Origin of the sequence: Natrinema versiforme JCM 10478, assembly GCF_000337195.1 — an archaeon.
GTDB classification, from domain to species: Archaea; Halobacteriota; Halobacteria; order Halobacteriales; family Natrialbaceae; genus Natrinema; species Natrinema versiforme.
Genome location: NZ_AOID01000013.1, coordinates 117678 through 134311, shown reverse-complemented (window position 1 = coordinate 134311; position 16634 = coordinate 117678). Strand labels below are relative to the sequence as shown.

General features: G+C 63.7%; 16 protein-coding genes and 1 tRNA gene. 8 read left to right on the top strand and 9 right to left on the bottom strand.

The genetic code is table 11. The features are described 5' to 3' along the window. Nucleotides 1–10 precede the first annotated feature (10 nt). The 5 genes from katG to C489_RS03760 form a co-directional block, all read right to left on the bottom strand. The gene (gene katG / locus C489_RS03780) at nt 11–2149 is read right to left on the bottom strand and encodes a catalase/peroxidase HPI (RefSeq protein WP_006429815.1); all 2139 of its coding nucleotides are present in this window, start codon (nt 2147–2149) and stop codon (nt 11–13) included. A 254-nt stretch (nt 2150–2403) separates the two neighbouring features. Next, nucleotides 2404–2661 carry a PRC-barrel domain-containing protein gene (locus C489_RS03775; RefSeq protein ID WP_006429814.1) on the bottom strand — a complete coding sequence of 86 codons (258 nt, stop codon included), beginning with the start codon at nt 2659–2661 and terminating at the stop codon, nt 2404–2406. Nucleotides 2662–2760: 99 nt separating this feature from the next. Beyond that, on the bottom strand, nt 2761–4107 hold the full coding sequence (locus C489_RS03770; RefSeq protein WP_006429813.1) for a RimK family alpha-L-glutamate ligase: 1347 nt from the start codon (nt 4105–4107) through the stop codon (nt 2761–2763). Nucleotides 4108–4193: 86 nt separating this feature from the next. After that, nucleotides 4194–5663 carry a flippase gene (locus C489_RS03765; RefSeq protein ID WP_006429812.1) on the bottom strand — a complete coding sequence of 490 codons (1470 nt, stop codon included), beginning with the start codon at nt 5661–5663 and terminating at the stop codon, nt 4194–4196. 499 nt (nt 5664–6162) lie between these two features. After that, nucleotides 6163–6915 (bottom strand): GNAT family N-acetyltransferase, encoded by a 753-nt coding sequence (locus C489_RS03760; RefSeq protein WP_049890562.1) that lies wholly within the window; start codon nt 6913–6915, stop codon nt 6163–6165. A gap of 183 nt (nt 6916–7098) precedes the next feature. Here C489_RS03760 and C489_RS03755 point away from each other — a divergent pair, with 183 nt between their 5' ends. From C489_RS03755 to C489_RS03735, 5 genes are all read left to right on the top strand, one after another. Then, nucleotides 7099–8193, top strand: coding sequence for a succinylglutamate desuccinylase/aspartoacylase family protein (locus tag C489_RS03755; protein ID WP_006429810.1), 1095 nt, complete (start codon nt 7099–7101; stop codon nt 8191–8193). A gap of 161 nt (nt 8194–8354) precedes the next feature. After that, the gene (sdhC, locus tag C489_RS03750; RefSeq protein WP_006429809.1) at nt 8355–8780 is read left to right on the top strand and encodes a succinate dehydrogenase, cytochrome b556 subunit; all 426 of its coding nucleotides are present in this window, start codon (nt 8355–8357) and stop codon (nt 8778–8780) included. Further along, entirely contained in the window at nt 8780–9145 is a 366-nt protein-coding gene (locus C489_RS03745) for a succinate dehydrogenase hydrophobic membrane anchor subunit (protein WP_006429808.1), read from the top strand. The genes sdhC and C489_RS03745 overlap by 1 nt, the downstream gene beginning before the upstream one ends. Nucleotide 9146: 1 nt before the next feature. After that, nucleotides 9147–10019 carry a succinate dehydrogenase/fumarate reductase iron-sulfur subunit gene (locus C489_RS03740; RefSeq protein WP_006429807.1) on the top strand — a complete coding sequence of 291 codons (873 nt, stop codon included), beginning with the start codon at nt 9147–9149 and terminating at the stop codon, nt 10017–10019. 2 nt (nt 10020–10021) lie between these two features. Beyond that, on the top strand, nt 10022–11860 hold the full coding sequence (locus C489_RS03735) for an FAD-binding protein (RefSeq protein WP_006429806.1): 1839 nt from the start codon (nt 10022–10024) through the stop codon (nt 11858–11860). A gap of 88 nt (nt 11861–11948) precedes the next feature. On the opposite strand, the gene C489_RS03730 is transcribed toward C489_RS03735, so the two are convergent. Then, nucleotides 11949–12143 carry a XapX domain-containing protein gene (locus tag C489_RS03730; protein WP_049890560.1) on the bottom strand — a complete coding sequence of 65 codons (195 nt, stop codon included), beginning with the start codon at nt 12141–12143 and terminating at the stop codon, nt 11949–11951. A gap of 267 nt (nt 12144–12410) precedes the next feature. On the opposite strand from C489_RS03730, the gene C489_RS03725 reads away from it, so the two are divergent. Next, nucleotides 12411–12635 (top strand): helix-turn-helix domain-containing protein, encoded by a 225-nt coding sequence (locus tag C489_RS03725; RefSeq protein WP_006429804.1) that lies wholly within the window; start codon nt 12411–12413, stop codon nt 12633–12635. 252 nt (nt 12636–12887) lie between these two features. Here the strand turns inward: C489_RS03725 and C489_RS03720 are convergent, their stop codons facing one another. Beyond that, the gene (locus tag C489_RS03720; RefSeq protein WP_006429803.1) at nt 12888–13703 is read right to left on the bottom strand and encodes an HD domain-containing protein; all 816 of its coding nucleotides are present in this window, start codon (nt 13701–13703) and stop codon (nt 12888–12890) included. Between the two features lie 59 nt (nt 13704–13762). Further along, nucleotides 13763–14242, bottom strand: coding sequence for a redoxin domain-containing protein (locus C489_RS03715; RefSeq protein WP_006429802.1), 480 nt, complete (start codon nt 14240–14242; stop codon nt 13763–13765). A 302-nt stretch (nt 14243–14544) separates the two neighbouring features. On the opposite strand from C489_RS03715, the gene C489_RS03710 reads away from it, so the two are divergent. Both C489_RS03710 and C489_RS03705 read left to right on the top strand, forming a co-directional pair. After that, on the top strand, nt 14545–14862 hold the full coding sequence (locus tag C489_RS03710) for a Sec-independent protein translocase subunit TatA/TatB (protein WP_006429801.1): 318 nt from the start codon (nt 14545–14547) through the stop codon (nt 14860–14862). A gap of 15 nt (nt 14863–14877) precedes the next feature. Further along, nucleotides 14878–14950: transfer RNA gene (locus tag C489_RS03705), tRNA-Arg, on the top strand. A 289-nt stretch (nt 14951–15239) separates the two neighbouring features. Here C489_RS03705 and C489_RS03700 read toward each other — a convergent pair. After that, nucleotides 15240–16481 carry an acyl-CoA dehydrogenase family protein gene (locus C489_RS03700; protein ID WP_006429800.1) on the bottom strand — a complete coding sequence of 414 codons (1242 nt, stop codon included), beginning with the start codon at nt 16479–16481 and terminating at the stop codon, nt 15240–15242. Nucleotides 16482–16634: the final 153 nt, after the last annotated feature.

Sequence of the window (16634 nt, the reverse complement as noted above, 5' to 3'; positions counted from 1 at the left end):
GCTCAGTGGCTTACTCGAGGTCGAAGCGGTCGTTGGTCATCACTTTGTGCCACGCGTCGACGAAGTCCTCGACGAACGTCTCCTCCTCGCTCGCGTAGACCTCCGCGATGGCACGGAGTCGGGAGTTCGAGCCGAAGATGAGGTCGACGCGGGACCCTTCCCACTCGACCTCACCCGTTTCGCGGTCGCGCAGTTCGTAAATCTCCTCGCCCTCCGAGGCCTGCTCCCACTCGTAGCCCATGTCGAGCAGGTTCACGAAGAAGTCGTTGCTCAGCGTCTCCGGCTCGTCGGTGAAGACGCCGAGGTCGGAGCCCTGGTAGTTCGCGTCGAGGGCGCGCAGGCCGCCGACCAGCACCGTCATTTCCGATGCCGTCAGATCGAGCAGGTCGGCGTGGTCGACCAGCAGGTCCTCGGCCGGCTGGTCGTACTCGCCGCCGAAGTAGTTCCGGAACCCGTCGACGTTCCGTTTGAGCGCCTCGAACGATTCCTCGTCGGTCTGGTCCTGCGAGGCGTCGGTCCGTCCGGGTTCGAACGGAATCTCGACATCGTAGCCGGCGTCGGCCGCGGCCTGTTCGACGGCCGCGTTACCGCCCAGTACGATGAGGTCGGCGAGCGAGACCCGCACGTCGTCGGATCGCGAACCGTTGAACTCCTCCTGGATCCCTTCGTAGGTCTCGAGGACCGTCTCGAGTTCCGCCGGCTCGTTGACTTCCCAGCTGCGCTGGGGCTCGAGGCGGATGCGAGCACCGTTTGCGCCGCCGCGCTTGTCGCTGTCGCGGTAGGTCGAGGCTGCCGCCCACGCAGTCTTGACCAGCTGGGAGCGGGGCAGTTCCGACTCGAGGAGTTCGTCTTTGAGGTCGGCGACCTCGTCCTCGCCGATCAGATCGTAGTCGGCGTCGGGGAGCGGGTCCTGCCAGAGCATCGTCTCCTCGGGGACGTCCGGACCGAGGAACCGTTCCGGCGGGCCCATGTCGCGGTGGATCAGCTTGTACCACGCTCGCGCGAAGGCCTCGAGGAACGCCGGCGGGTTGTCGCGGAAGTTCTCGATGATCTCTTGGAACTCCGGATCCCGCTTGAGGGCGACGTCCGTCGTCATCATCATGGGGGCGTGTTTCTCCGACGGGTCGTGGGCGTCCGGCACGGTGTCGTAGGCTTCCTCCTCGACCGGCTGCCACTGGTTCGCGCCGGCGGGGCTCTCGGTGAGCTCCCACTCGTAGTCGAGCAGGTTGTCGAGATAGGAGGTGTCCCACATGGTCGGCCACGCGTTCCACGCGCCCTCGATGCCGCTGGTGGTCGTCTCGGAGCCCGTGCCGGACTCGGTCCAGCCGAGGCCCTGGGCCTCGATCGGTGCCGCTTCGGGCTCGGGACCCATATCGTCGTCAGTGGCACCGTGGGACTTCCCGAACGTGTGTCCGCCGGCGATGAGGGCGGCCGTCTCCTCGTCGTCCATCGCCATGCGACCGAAGGCCTGTCGGATCCGCGTCGCCGACTTGAGCGGCTCGGGCTCGCCGTTGGGCCCCTCGGGGTCGACGTAAATGAGCCCCATCACGGTGGCACCCAGCGGCTCGTCGAGCTCGTCGTTCTCGTCGATTCGCTGGTCCTGCGGGGCCTCCCACTCGCTTTCGGGACCCCAGTAGACGGCCTCGTCGGGCTCGAACTCGTCCTCGCGGCCGCCGGCCCAGCCGAGCGTCTGCATGCCCATCGACTCGAGGGCAGTGTTGCCCGCGAGCACGATCAGGTCGGCCCACGAGAGCTTGCGGCCGTACTTCTGCTTGATCGGCTCGAGCAGTCGCCGCGCCTTGTCGAGGTTGCCGTTGTCGGGCCAGCTGTTGAGCGGCGCGAAGCGCTGGGTCCCGCCGGAGGCACCGCCGCGGCCGTCGGTGGTGCGGTAGGTCCCGGCGCTGTGCCAGGCCATCCGGATGAAGAGCGGGCCGTAGTGGCCGTAGTCGGCCGGCCACCAGTCCTGGGACGACGTCATCAGGTCTTTGAGATCCGCCTTTACCTCCTCAAGGTCGAGCTTCTCGAACTCCTCGGCGTAATCGAAGTCCTCGTCGTAGGGACCGACGGTCTCGGTGTTCTGATCGAGTACGTCCAGCTTCAACTGGTTCGGCCACCACTCGTGATTTCGCTTCCGTTTGTTGTCGCTCATGGATGGTTCGTACAGGTAGGCAAACGAATTAGAGAATAATATATGTACCGATCGCAACCTCATGTTCGGGTTTCGGTCACTAAATTTTCGATAGTGGAAAACAGCGTGGTGGGTGCGAGCGGTTCGGTGATGGCGGAAATCGATACCGCAGGCTATCGATCATCGAAACTGTCGACTGACCGCTCTTCGACCTCGAGTCTCGGAGCGAGCGGTCGCCATCGATCGAAGACGGGGCGGCCGGCCGTGCCGGTCGACTACCCGTCCGATTCGCGGTCCGTCAGATCGACGATCAGGTAATCGTCGAGATCGCTCATGCGGCTGGCCGGAACGATGAGCTTGCCGTCGTCGTTCCTGCTGAACCCGCGAATATCGTCGTTCGCCGGGGTAACGAGTATCCGCTCGAGCCTGCCGGTCTCGACGTTCATCGTCAGGTTGTAAACCGTGCCGATCTCCGTCCCGTCGGAGCCCAGTACCGGCGTCTCGGAGAGGGTGGAAGCGAGGACCGTTGTCATGCGAGTCACCATTCGGAAAACAGATCAATAAAGTAACCGGAAGTGGCGACGGCGGCTGACAGATTACGGCGTCGCGCTCTCCGTCGACCGCTCGATCGACTACTCCTCTTCCTCTTCGGGCGTATCGGCGGCGTCGCTGTCGATCCGTCGGCTCACATCGACCTGATAGTTCTCGAGGATGTCACGGCCGAGCAGGACCGGGTAGTCCATGTGACTGCGATCCTCGACGCTGGCGGTGACGGTGTGTTGGTTGCCGCCGACGCCGACGACGACATCGACGACGGGGCGGCTCTTGGACTGCTTACTGCTCCCCGATCGGATGCGGGTAATGGACTTGATCGGCCCGGCACCGATGTCCGCGGCGAGGCCGGTATCGATGCTCGTCCGCGTCGCGCCGGTGTCGGACTTCGCGAGGACGGACTTCGAGCCGCTCGTCCCGGAGAGGACGACCTCTTCGGTGTACCCGATGATCGCGGGTTCCGTGTCCGCCGTGATCGCCTCCGGCGGCTGGGCGGCCGGCCGAGAGTCGTCGAGAACGTTCGAGATTTCGCGGACGCGGTCGTCGTCGACCTCGCCGCCAGCGCGCTCGATCGCCAGTTTCGCGATGTAGGGTGCCGGGCTCATCTGGGTCGCCTCGTAGAGCCCCTTGAACCCCGCCGTCGGGTTGACCTCGAGGACGAACCAACCCTCGTCGCCCTCGACGAGGTCGACGCCGGCGTAGTCGAGGTCGATGATATCGGCCGCGCGCTGGGCCATCTCGCGGGCTTCCTCGGGGAGGTCGTCGGTTGCGTCCTCGACGGAGCCGCCCAGCGCGACGTTGGTCCGCCAGTCGTTGTCCGGCGCGTAGCGGTACATCGCGGCGACGACCTCGCCGCCGACGACGTAGACACGCAGGTCTCGGTGACGGACGTCCTCCTGATCGACCAGTTCCTGCAGGAAAGCGTACCGGTTGCCCACCTTCGCGTTGATCGGGTCGTCGGGGCCGACCTTCCACGTGCCGCCGCCGTGGGTCCCGATCGCGGTCTTGTAGACGGCCTCCTCGCCGTAGCGGTCCCGTGCGGCGTTTAACTTATCGCCGCTGAGTGCGAGCGTCACGTCGGGCGTTCGCACATCGTTCGACGCCAGCGCGGCCGCCGTCGAGAGCTTGTGGATGGCGGTCAACACCGAATTCGGCTCGTTGAGTGTCGGTACCAGTTGGGCGAACGTATTTGCAAGCCCGAGTTCCTCGGCGGGCTGTTCGGTGTTCGACAGCAGCATTCGGTTCGCGATCACGTCGACATCCGGCTCGAGAACGGGGCTGCCGTCGCGGACGCTGATCGACGTGTTCTCGGCACGAAGCCACTCGCTGTCGTGGCCGAGATCCTCGACCGCGTTGAGAATTGCTTTCGTTTCCTTGCTCGTATGAAGACTCAATACCCCGACAGTGACGGGATCGGCAACAGCCATACGAAGTAGACGCCGACCCGTCGGATAAGTATTGGCAGTTCATTCAGTCAGATCGGACCAATGGATCGCCGGCAGGGGCGACGATCTCAGCCGATAACCGATCGCACTTGCCCGGGGTCGACCAGCCCGCTCATCACCGCGAGCACCCCCCACGTGATCGCTCCGACGGCAATCGCCCCGAACAGCATGACCAGACTCGAGACCAGCGGGGTCACGAGCAACACGGAGACGGCCATCACGCCCGTGATCACGCAGATGAGGCCGGTCGTGCGGGCGATCCGTGTGACGTTCAGTCCGAGTTCGGTGTGGACGATGTAGAGGTTCACCGCGACGTACACCGAGTGGGTCGCGACCGTCGCGAGCGCGGCACCGACGACCCCGATCGTCGGGATCAGCAGGACGTTCAGCCCGAGGTTGGCGACGGCCGTCCCGCCCTTCGCGATGGCGCGTGATCGGGCGCGGCCGAGGTAATCCAGACTGTCGCTGGTCAGGTTCGTAATCGCCTGCAACACGACGAATCCAGCCAGCACCTGCAGGACGGGGACCGCACCCGCGTACTCGTTCCCGATCACCATCGTCAGGAACGGCTCCGCGACGATCGCGAGGCCGACCGCCGCCGGAATGTAGAGCAACAGGATGTTCGTCAGCGAGGTCTCGTAGATCCGTCTGGCCTCCTCGAGTTGGCCGGCGGCTTTCTGCTCGCCGAAGTTCGGCGAGATGGTAAAGCCGAGCGACTCCGCCGGCGCGAGGACGAAGTCCGTGATCTGCTTTGCGAGGGTGTAGAACGCGACCGCGGCTGGGTTGAGGAAGACGCCGACCAGCACGATGTCGATCTGCTTGTCAATGACGTTCGCGCTCCGGGTCGCCGTCAGCGGGATGCTGTACTCGATCAGTCGGCGCGCGAGGCCGTCCTCGTACTCTTCGGCCGTGTCGTACCGGGCGTAGAAGCCGTGGTAAAGTAGCGCCAATCCGACGGCGGCCGCGATGGCGTAGCCGACGATGTAGCCGAAGAGGGCACCGAGCGCACCGAGTCCCGTGAGGACGAAGGCGACGGCAAAGAGGAACCGACCGGCACCGCTGACCGCCTGAACGATCGCGCTGTAGCCGAGGTGATTGAAGCCCTGTAGCGCGACCTGCGAAAAGGTGCTTCCGGAGAAGACGACGAGATAGAGCACGCCCGCGGCGAGAAACGGGGCCGCGCCCGGATCGCCGAGCGCGATCGCGATCTGCTCGTGAAAGACCAACAGGACGTAGCCGACGACCGTGAGCAGGACGATCTTGGCCGTGATCACCGTCTCGATGAGGTGGGGAATCTGCCCGGGATCCGACTCGCGGTACTCCGAGATGTACCGGGCGACGGACTTGCTGAGTCCGAGATCCGCGAACAGTTGGACGATGGTCAACACCCCGATCGCCCAGTACAGCGCACCGTACCCGTCCGGCTCGAGCAGGTACCGCGACAGGACGAACATTAGCAGCGCGCTCGATCCCATATAGACCGCGCGCGCGACGAGCGTTGCCTTGAAGCCGCTGACGATGTGGTTTTCCCTGTTCATAGTAGATGGAGGCCGACGGGACACTCGCGGCGGTCCGACGCGAAGCGGATAGCGACCAACGTACTCAGTGACTCGAGGGATCGATCAATTGTAATGCGGGGGCAACAGTCCGAAACCGACGGCAACAGCGGCGATAGTGCGAAAATAGTCACCAGATTCCGACGAGGCCGATAGTTCGGCAGTTCGACGGGAACGGGCACGAACCGGACTGTAATGCGACTCAAACGGTCGAAATTCGGCCGTACAGGTAACCGAGCGTGTCACTCCGGCTCGAGTGACTACTGAGGAAAGATGAGATAGCGGTTGAGCAGATACTAGCTTCGAACTGACTCTCCGTGGCTCACAGACAAACGGGCGAGAACGAGAGGCCCATCGCGGTCTCGCAACGGAAGCGACCGCCTCGAGAGAGAGTGAGAGAAAAAGAGCGAGGAAGAACGAGGAAGAGCAAGACAGAGCGAGTGTGTGACGGCTCGAACCGCGATCACTCTTCGACAGGAACCTACAGGTACGAGGCGTCCCACCGGGTCGCTTTCCGTCGGTTACCACAGCTGTTGCATTCGATCCGCCCCATCGCGTCCATCGCGTTGTCGATCGAGTCGCAGTTCCCGCAGAACCACGCGTACCGATCGTGTCGGTCGGCGCTCTTGTAGGCCGTGTAAAACGGCGACCGCGTGCCGCGGGCGGCCTCGCCGTAGCTCACGTAGACCGTCTCCCCGTCGACCGACACCTCGTCGATCGCACCCCACTCGTCGTCGCCCTCGAGGCCGGATTCGACGTAGACGTTCTCGGTGAACGTCTCCGAACCGATCTCGACCTCGCGCTGGCCGGCCCGTTCGAAGCCGTGGGCGCGGTAGAACTCGTTGCCGCCCTCGTTGTCCGCGAGGACGAAACACCGAACGGCGTCGGCCCCCTGCTTGAGTAACGCTTCCCGGGTGCGGACGAGCAGTCGCACGCCCGTCGCGTCGCCGCGGTGGTCCGGGTGGATGTGCAACCAGAGGAGGTGTCCGGTCTTCGACTGCTGGCCGACCACCTCGCTCTGGGAGAAGCCGGCGACCTCCCCGTCGCGTTCGACAACCAAGAAAAGCGCGCGGTCGTCTTCGAGTTCCTCGGTGAGCGAGTCGCCGTACCACTGCTCGATCGCGGCGTCGATGGTCTCCTCCGCGAGGAACGTCGTATACGTGGAGCTGAGCGAGTCGCGGGCGATCGAGCGAATCGCATCGGTGTCCGAACTGGTAGCCTCACGAATCTCCATGCTGTGTCGTACCACGGCCAGATACAAAACGTATGCCCACAGTCCCAGCGACTGATCAGTGGTGTTCGAGCGAAACGCGATGTCGCCGAAAAAAGTGGCACGGAACCGCTCGAGAGCGTAAAACACGGCACCGTTCGGAATCGAAGGGAGAAGATTCACGGTGGTGCCGCCGGAGAACCTGATATGAGCGACGACGTGGCGGCGACCGAACCGCCCGATCAGTCCGGCTCCGACGCGACGGCCGAACCCTTCACGTACAACGGCGGTCGGGTCGATCCCGGCGAGTCGGCGAACATCCGATACGGCATCAGCGAGACGTACCTCGGGGACCCCGTCAGGATTCCCGTCACGGTAATCAACGGCGAGTTGCCGGGCCCGACGGTCTTCCTCTCGGCGGCGGCCCACGGCGACGAACTCAACGGGATCGAGGTCGTCCGCGAGGTCGCCCACGACTGGGACCACTCCGTGCTCCACGGGACGCTGGTCTGTCTGCCCGTGATGAACGTCCCCGGCTTCCTCGCCCAGGAGCGGTACCTACCGATCTACGATCGGGACCTGAACCGGTCGTTTCCCGGCCGCGAGGGGTCGACCAGTGCCAGACGGATGGCCCACCGGATCTTCACGAACTTCATCGAGCCCTGCGACCTCGGGGTCGACTTCCATACGTCGACGCGCGGGCGAACGAACATGCTCCACGTCCGGGCCAACATGGAGCGCTCGGACGTGGGGCGACTCGCCAAGGCCTTCAGTTCTAACGTCATCATCGCGGGGGAGGGTCCCTCGGGCACGCTCCGACGAGAGGCAACCGAAGCCGGAATCCCCGCGATCACCGTCGAGATGGGTGAAGCCCACCGATTCCAACGACGATTGATCGACCGCGCGCTCACCGGCGTCGCGAGCGTGCTGGCCGAGTTCGGTCTCCACCGGGAGTCGTCGGTCCACTGGCCCGGCTGGCGGACCATCATCGACGACGACAACGAGAAGACATGGCTCCGCGCCGACGCCGGCGGCATCGTCGACATGAAACGTGGCCGCGGTGCGCTCGTCGAGAAGGGCGAAGTGATCTGTACCATCACGAACCCGTTCAAGGAAGAGGAAGACATCGTCACCGTCGAGGCCCCCTTTACCGGACTCATCGTCGGCGTCCTCGAGAACCCGGTCGTCTATCCGGGGAACCCGCTCTGTCACCTCGTCGGTCTCTCGGACGACACGCTCACCGCCTTGGAGCGCGAGCGGACGACGGAGAGTTCGCGGTCCGAACTCCGCCGGAACGACTGACCGGCCGGTCGTCAAACAGTCAGCAACCGGGTCCCGAATGGATTCGGGCATCCGCGGCGGAAACAGATTTCGTTCTGAAAATATCGGCTCGTACGGAAGTCGCGACAGGAGAGATAAAAGTAACTTCTATACCCTCACGGTCAAACGGTCCACATGAGCGCATGAGTCAGTCTTACAATCGCGGTCTCATCGAGGACTTCGGTCGCTGGAAGGAGTTCTCGGCCGGCATGTGGGCGTGGATCTTCCACAAGTTCACCGGGTGGATCCTTATCGGCTACCTGTTTACCCACATCGCCGTGTTGAGCACCTCAATCGGCGCAGCGGGGAACGAAGCGGCAATCGCAAACGAGACGGACGTCTACACCACGACGCTCGGCGGGCTCGAGGGGCTGTTCCTCATCCGACTGCTCGAGGTGGGCCTGCTCGCGGTGGCTGTCTTCCACATCCTGAACGGCCTCCGTCTGCTGATGGTCGATCTCGGCATCGGGCTCGAGGCACAGGACAAGAGTTTCTACGCCTCGCTGGTACTGACGGGTGCGATCACCGTCGCGAGCGTCCCGACCTTCCTGACGGGGGTGGGGATCTGATGGCGGAACGATACTCCTCTTTCACGCCCGGCGGAACCGGCTGGTTCCTCCAACGGGTTACGGCGGCGTTTCTCGTCGTCGTTCTCGCCTTCCACTTCTTCCTCCTACACTTCGTCAATCACGCATACGAGATAACCTTCTTGGGCACGCAGGCCCGAATGGAGAATATCGGGTACTTCCTGACGATGGTCCTGTTCCTGATTACCGCCACGTTCCACGGCGTCAACGGCGTCTACAACGCGCTGGTCAATCAGGGCCTCGAGGGAACCCAAAAGAAGGTCGTGCTGGCAGTGCTGGTCATCGCGAGTCTCGCCCTCGTCGCACAGGGCACCTACGTCGCACTCACGATGCGAGGGATGATCTGATATGAGTACACAACAAGCCGAACCCGAAACGCAGGAAGCACCAGAAGATCCGGAGATGAAAGGCGCGGAGTCGCCGGCCGCCGAAGAGCAGAAAGGCGGTGGCATGGTCGACGACCACGCCGAAAAGAAGGCCGAACTCGAGGGGGAGACGGTCCACCTCAAGGTGTTCCGGTACGACCCCGAAGTCGAGGGCAAGCAAGAACCCCGCTTCGACGACTTCCACGTCCCCTTCGAGAAGGGGATGACCGTCCTCGACTCGGTCATGTACGCCCGCGACGAGTACGACTCGTCGCTTACCTTCCGACACTCCTGTCGACAGGCCGTCTGTGGCTCCGACGCCTTCTTCGTCAACGGCAAGCAGCGACTGGGCTGTAAGACACAGATCTCGGACCTCGAGCAGCCGGTTCGCATCGAGCCCCTACCTCATCAGGAGGTCGTCAAGGATCTGGTCGTCGACATGGACCACTTCTACGACCAGATGCACACGGTCGAGCCGTACTTCCAAGACGAGGACACGCCCCCGGTCGACGACCTCGACGAACAGCGCCAGAGCCCGGAAAACCGCGAGAAGATCAAGATGTCCTCGCGGTGTATCTGGTGTGGCGCCTGTATGTCTAGTTGTAACATCGCGGCCGGCGACAACGAGTATCTGGGCCCGGCAGCGATCAACAAGGCCTACAAGTTCGCCATGGACGACCGCGAGGGCGAGGAGATCAAAGAGCACCGACTCCGCATTCTCGAGCAGGAACACGGCGTCTGGCGGTGCCAGACCCAGTTCTCCTGTACCGAGGTGTGTCCGAAGGACATTCCGCTCACCGAGCACATTCAGGAGCTCAAGCGGGAAGCAGTCAAGAAAAACCTGAAATTCTGGTAATCATGTACGAACACGACGTTATCGTGGTCGGCGCGGGCGGTGCCGGCCTCCGAGCCGCGATCGCAGCGCACGAAGCGGGAGCCGACGTGGCGATGGTCTCGAAACTCCACCCCGTCCGCAGCCACACCGGCGCGGCGGAAGGCGGTATCAACGCCGCCCTCCAGGAGGGCGACGACTGGGAACTCCATGCCTACGACACGATGAAGGGGTCGGACTACCTCGGCGACGCGCCGGCGGTCGAGACCCTCGCACAGGACGCCCCCGAGGAGACCATCAACTTAGAGCACTGGGGGATGCCGTTCTCCCGCGAGGAGGACGGCCGGGTCTCCCAGCGTCCGTTCGGCGGACTCTCGTACCCGCGGACCACCTACGCCGGAGCCGAGACGGGTCACCACCTGCTGCACACGATGTACGAGCAGGTCGTCAAACGAGGCATTCAGGTCTACGACGAGTGGTACGTGATGGATCTGGCGACCACCAACGAATCGGACCCGAACGACCGCGAGTGCCACGGCGTCGTCGCCTACGACGTCCAGTCCGGCACTATTGAAGGCTTCAAGGCCGATCAGGGCGTCGTCCTCGCGACCGGCGGCCCCGGGCAGGCCTTCGATCACACCACTAACGCCGTCTCCTGTACCGGTGACGGCCACGCGATGGCATATCGTGCGGGCGCGCCGCTCGAGGACATGGAGTTCATTCAGTTCCACCCGACGTCGCTGCCGTCGACGGGTGTCCTCATTTCCGAGGGTGTCCGCGGCGAAGGCGGTATCCTCTACAACAACGAGGGCGAGCGGTTCATGTTCGAGCACGGCTATGCGAACAACTCCGGCGAGCTCGCCTCGCGGGATGTCGTTGCCCGCGCCGAACTTACCGAGGTCAACGAGGGCCGAGGCGTCGACGACGAGTACGTCCACCTCGACATGCGCCACCTCGGCGAAGAGCGCATCATGGACCGCCTCGAGAACATCCTCCACCTCGCGGAGGACTTCGAGGGCGTCGACGGCCTCGTCGAGCCGATGCCGGTCAAGCCCGGCCAACACTACGCGATGGGCGGCATCGAGGTCGACGAGAACGGCCAGACCTGCGTCAATGGCCTCTACGCCGCCGGCGAGTGTGCCTGCGTCTCCGTCCACGGCGGCAACCGGCTGGGCGGGAACGCCCTGCCGGAACTGATCGTCTTCGGCAAGCGCGCCGGCCGCCACGCCGCCGGCGACGACCTCGGCGAGCCCGAGATCCGGACCGGCTACGGCGACGACGTCGAGGACGAAACCGAGACCGAACTCCCCGTCCAGCCCGGCGACGCGGGACTCGACACGTCCGGCGGCGTCGCCGCGGACGGCGGCGTCACCGCCGACGCCGAGGGCATCCTCGAGCGAAAGGTCGAGACCGCCCGCGAGCGCGTCGACACTCTGATGGACAAGGAAGACGGCGTCCAGCACGCCGAGATCCGCGCCAAACTCCAGAAGGCGATGACCGACTACGTCAACGTCTTCCGGACCGAGGAGGGGGTCAAGAAAGCGCTCGAGATCATCCGCGAGTGTCGACAGGAGTACCAGGACGTCTACGTCGACGACCCGTCGAAGACGTTCAACACGGACCTCCAGCAGACGATCGAGACGCGGAACCTGATCGATGTCGCCGAGACGATCGCACTTGGCGCGCTCGTGCGCAACGAGTTCCGCGGCGCTCACTGGCGACAGGAGAACCAGATCCGCGACGACGAGAACTGGCTCAAGCACACGCTCATCTCGTGGGACGACGGCGAGCCCTCGATCTTCTACCGCCCGGTCATCCTCGAGGGCCAGAACAAGACCTACGAGCCGAAAGAACGCAGCTACTGATCGCAGACCGCAGTCGCAGCGGATTTTTTATCAGTCGGATCGTTCGGTTGACGAGTCGCACGATATCACACGTGAGCCTCAGCTTCCGTTACACGCCGAGTATCTCGAGGAGATTGACGCCGATGTCGAGGTGCTCGATCAGCCGGTAGCCGACGTAGATGCCGATGATGCCCATCATTCCGGGGAGCTCCGGCGGGGCGGGGATCGGAACGTTGAGAGACCCGAACAGGACGCCGGTCAGCAGTCCGGTCAACAGTGCGAGGAGAGTGAGTTGCATCGACATCGGTTTGGTAGTACTCGCGAGGGAGGCCACAAAAGCTGTCCGCCCGAATTCCCGGCTGCAGGAACTCTGTGACGCGGTATCACGAGTCAGTGGTACGACGATCGACTATCGCCGAAATCAGCGACTCGAGCGACTGGCTCGTCACTTCGGCGGGTATTCGACGATCGACGCATCTCGTATCGACAGTAGCAGCAGCCGTCTCGCCACCGTAATTTCGACAATCGTTGTAGATGACGTTTATTATCGTCGAAACACACAGGGTCGTGTATGAACCAAACAGCGACGACGGACCTCGACGTGTCGATCCCAACCGATCTCGATTCCGCGCGTGCGAAGCTGGTCTACCTGTATCTGGCCGCCAGCGACGGCGCGAGCGCTGACGACCTCTGTGACGACCTCGCGGTCACGAAGGGGACGATCCTCTCGATCACCGGAACGCTTCGGGACCGGGGCTACCTCGAACGGCAGGATGGACGGTACGAACTCGCCTAAGTAGATATCGACTGACCTGAATGGCCGGGAGCGAGTTCCGAGCATTGCGAGGAACTCGTGACTCGGGGAAGGGCAGGCAGGTACCCGAAACCCGCCGCGAGCGCCGAAGGCGCTCGCGGGCCGACGACTGATGTGAAGCGAGCACCGCGAGCGAACGGAGGGAGGAGTGCTTTTGGTCCAGCTTTTGCCGAGGGACGCCGCGCTGTGTGACGAAGTCACCAGCGCGGTAGACCGCAGGGCAAAAGGTGGGTCTTAGAGCTCGATCCGCTCGACTAGCTGCTCGCGGTTCTCGTTCGTGTTGAGCGCGACGATCCGGATCTGGTCTTCGAGCCCGGAGTCCTCGAGTTTGGCCTTGAGCAGGTTGTCGACCTGATAGACGCCGGCGGCGTTGGTCATCTCGATCTCGACCATGACGGGCGTGGTGTCGCCCCGCTGGAGCGAGACGCGGCTGATGGCCTGACTCGAGAGGGTGTTGATGCCACGGCCGCCGGACTCGTAGGGGATCCGGGAGCGACCGCGTTCCATGTCGAGGGCGTCGGAGACACGGATGACGCCGGCTTCGGTGGTCAACGGGGTCTCGGCGGTGTGATGACAGAGGATCGCGTGTAGGACCTCGCCTTTCATCCGGACTGCGTCGCCGACGCCGTAGAACTCGGGGAGGATCCGATCGAGGATGTCCGCGGCCAGCGGGATCGAGTAGTAGGCGTGGCTGTCGCGGTGGACGATGTGGCCGACGTCGTGGAGCGTCGCCGCCAGCGCGACGATGACCGATTCGTCCTCCTCGGCCAGTCCCTGCTGGCGCGCGCCGTTGAAATCGACATCGCCCGCCTTGAGCAGGTCGTAGAGACACAACGCCCGATTGCGGACGATCTCGATGTGTTTAGTGCCGTGATCGTTGTACCGCATCCGGTCGACGGCGTTGATGTTCTGGGCCTCGAGATAGGCCGCGATCTCCTCGTCGGTGTCGATGAACTCGAGGACCGAATTTAGTTTCTCGTCGGGAAAGCTGTGATCGTCGTCGGGAGTATAGACGCGACGGGAATCCTCGTCGACAGCGGAGTCGCTCATACCGGTAGGTCGGTTGCGGACTAAAAAAGCCCTGCGACGGTCGCGGTGTCCGTGCAGCGTTAGGAGAGGTCGTCGACTGCGGCCTCGACCTCGTCGTAGTCGGGTTCGACGCCGGGGTCGTCGCTGACCCACGAGTAGGCGACCTCGCCATCGGCGTCGATGACGAAGACGGAGCGCTTGGCGACGCCGTGGACGCCCAGATCGGCGAAGTCCATCGGAATCCCGTAGTCGTCGATGATCTCCTTGTTGTAGTCGCTGATGAGCCCGAACTCGAGGCCGTTCTGCTCGCGGAACTCGTTGAGCGTGAACGGCGAGTCGCGGCTGACGCCGTAGACGGTGGCGTCGAGATCGTTGAACGCGGCCAGGCGGTCCTGGAACGTACACATCTCGGTGGTACAGACACCGGTGAACGCGCCGGGGAAAAAGGCGAGGACGATCGGTGCTTCGTCCTCGAGGCGCTCGGAGAGCGTGAACTCCTCGATGTCGCCGTTTGCGAGCGGTGCGGTAAAGTCGGGTGCGGCGTCTCCAGTTGTTACCATCGTCGGTCCATTGTGTGCAAGCCGGAAAGACAGTTTCGTTCGCGGACCAGTTACCCGGGTGTCGCGTATAACGCATCAGCCACCCGCGTCGAATCGGATACGAACCTGTAGTTCGCCCACTCGATCCTCAAGGTTGCTGCAGGGGCCGAATACGACGTGAGGTGATTGCGATGCGATGTCCGAGAAGGGTGACCGGCTCTCTCCGTTATCCGAATGTCTCTTCAAACGGACTGTCGCGGCTTCTTGGTTACCTAAGTGGTCCAAAAAGGTTATAATTGCCAGCGGGTAAGCAACGCATAGAGATGGTAGCCGAAATTGCACCGCTGTTCATTCCCGGCGGCATGGGGCCTCCGGAACTCGCCATCATTCTTGTCATCGCGGTCTTGCTCTTCGGAGCCAACAAGATTCCGAAGCTGGCACGATCGACTGGTGAGGCGATGGGTGAGTTCCAGAAGGGGCGCGAGAAGGTCGAAACGGAACTCGAGGAAATGCGCGAAACCGGCGAGTACGACGGTGACGCGAGCGACTCCGACCTCGAGGAAGACGAGGACTTCGTCGACACGGAACCCGTCGCCACCGACGAGGAGACCGAGACGGAGCCCGAAACGGAAACCAACTAAGTTCTTTTCGCGCCGGGGCGTGTGGCCTAGCGGATAGGGCAGGAGGTTCCTAACCTTCTGATCGTGGGTTCGAATCCCGCCACGCCCGTTCTGCGAGGAGCGGACGCGACGAGCGAACGGGCACGGGATTCGAAGCAGGGAGCAGCTTCGCTGCGACCGTGGTTCGAATCCCACTGGGTCGTTGCCGAGAAGGCCACATTCGAGATACGACACGAAACTCGGAAAGACTAGCGACCGACAGGACTCAAAGCGGTAGCGGAGTGATCTCGAGCAACGCCGATCGTTCCACACTCGTTCTAGCCGATCGTTCCATGCGAACGGAAGACAGCCGGCACGGACAACAACCAGCACGGAAACGACCGACAGCGAGCGCGTCGTCAGTGGTTGGCGCGTCGGTCTCGGTTCGGGTCGCCAAAGCGGGTGAGCGGCTCGAGTTCCTCTGTGGGAACGTCCTCGAAGGCCGCGCGGGCGATGACCCGCCGGTGGACCTCGTCGGCACCGTCGACGATGCGGAACTGGCGGACCGATTCGTAGAAGTCCGAGAGCGGGAGGTCCTTCCCGATGCCGTTGGCACCGCAACACTGCACCGCGAGGTCGATCGCGTCCTGCGTGGCGTTTGCGGTGTAGACCTTACACATCGAGACGGGGACGCGGGCCTCCTCGCCGGCGGCGATCCGGTCGGCGGCGTCGCGGATGCCGGTCCGGGCCATGTGGAGTTTCGTTTCGGCGTCGGCGATCCGGTGGCGAAGCGATTGCTTGTCCGAGAGGGTGGAGTCGAACCCCTCGCGTTCGCTCACGTAGGCCTTCGCGATGTCGAGCGAGCGCTGGGCCATCCCCGAATAGCGCATGCAGTGAGTCAGCCGGGCGGGGCCGAGTCGCTCTTGGGCGTGGGTAAAGCCCTGGTTCAGTTCGCCGAGCAGGTGTTCGTCGGGCACGCGGACGTTCTCGTAGCGAATTTCGGCGTGAGACGCGCCGCGATTACCGCCGCCCATGTGGGGGACATCGCGGATGACCTCGACGCCGTCGGCGTCGGCCGGGACGAGAAAGAGCGAACAGCCCTCGTAGGGGTGGGCCTCGAGATCGGTTCGGGCGAGCACGATCAGGATATCGGCCTCGACGCCCTGTGTTGTCCACCACTTGTGGCCGTCGATGACCCACTCGTTGCCGTCTTTCTCCCCGGTGGTTTGGATCATCTTCGGATCCGACCCCGCGCCCTGCATCGGCTCGGTCATCGAGAAGCCGGACTTGAGCTCGCCCGCGACCAGCGGCTCGAGGTAGGTCTCCTTTTGCAGCTCGTCGCCGGCCAACTCGAGGAGGTGCATGTTCCCCTCGTCGGGGGCATCGACGCGCATCGCGACCTGTCCGAGCAGGCTGCGGCCGGCCTCCTCGAAGGCCGGCAGCGACTCCCGGAAGGACAGTCCCATCCCGCCGTACTCCTCGGGAATCTGCGGGGCGTAGACATCGTACTCGCGGGCGGCCTCGCGGAGTTCCGCGATGGTGCCGCTCGAGACGGCCATTCCGCCGGCTCGCTCGCGTTCGACCGGCAGGACGACTTCTTCTAGCAAGGCGTTGGCGCGATCGGCGACCTCGCGCGCTCGGTCGCTGTCATTGTATCGCATAGTGGTGGTAGCTCGGAGCAGCGGCTAAGGGTTGGGAGAACTACCACATGGTCACAACAACCACTACGATTTTTGCTGATGGAACGGCGCGGCCGAACCTGATCGGTTCGAGCCGGGCCATCATCGTCGAGTGTCAGTCACGCGGTCGTCCCG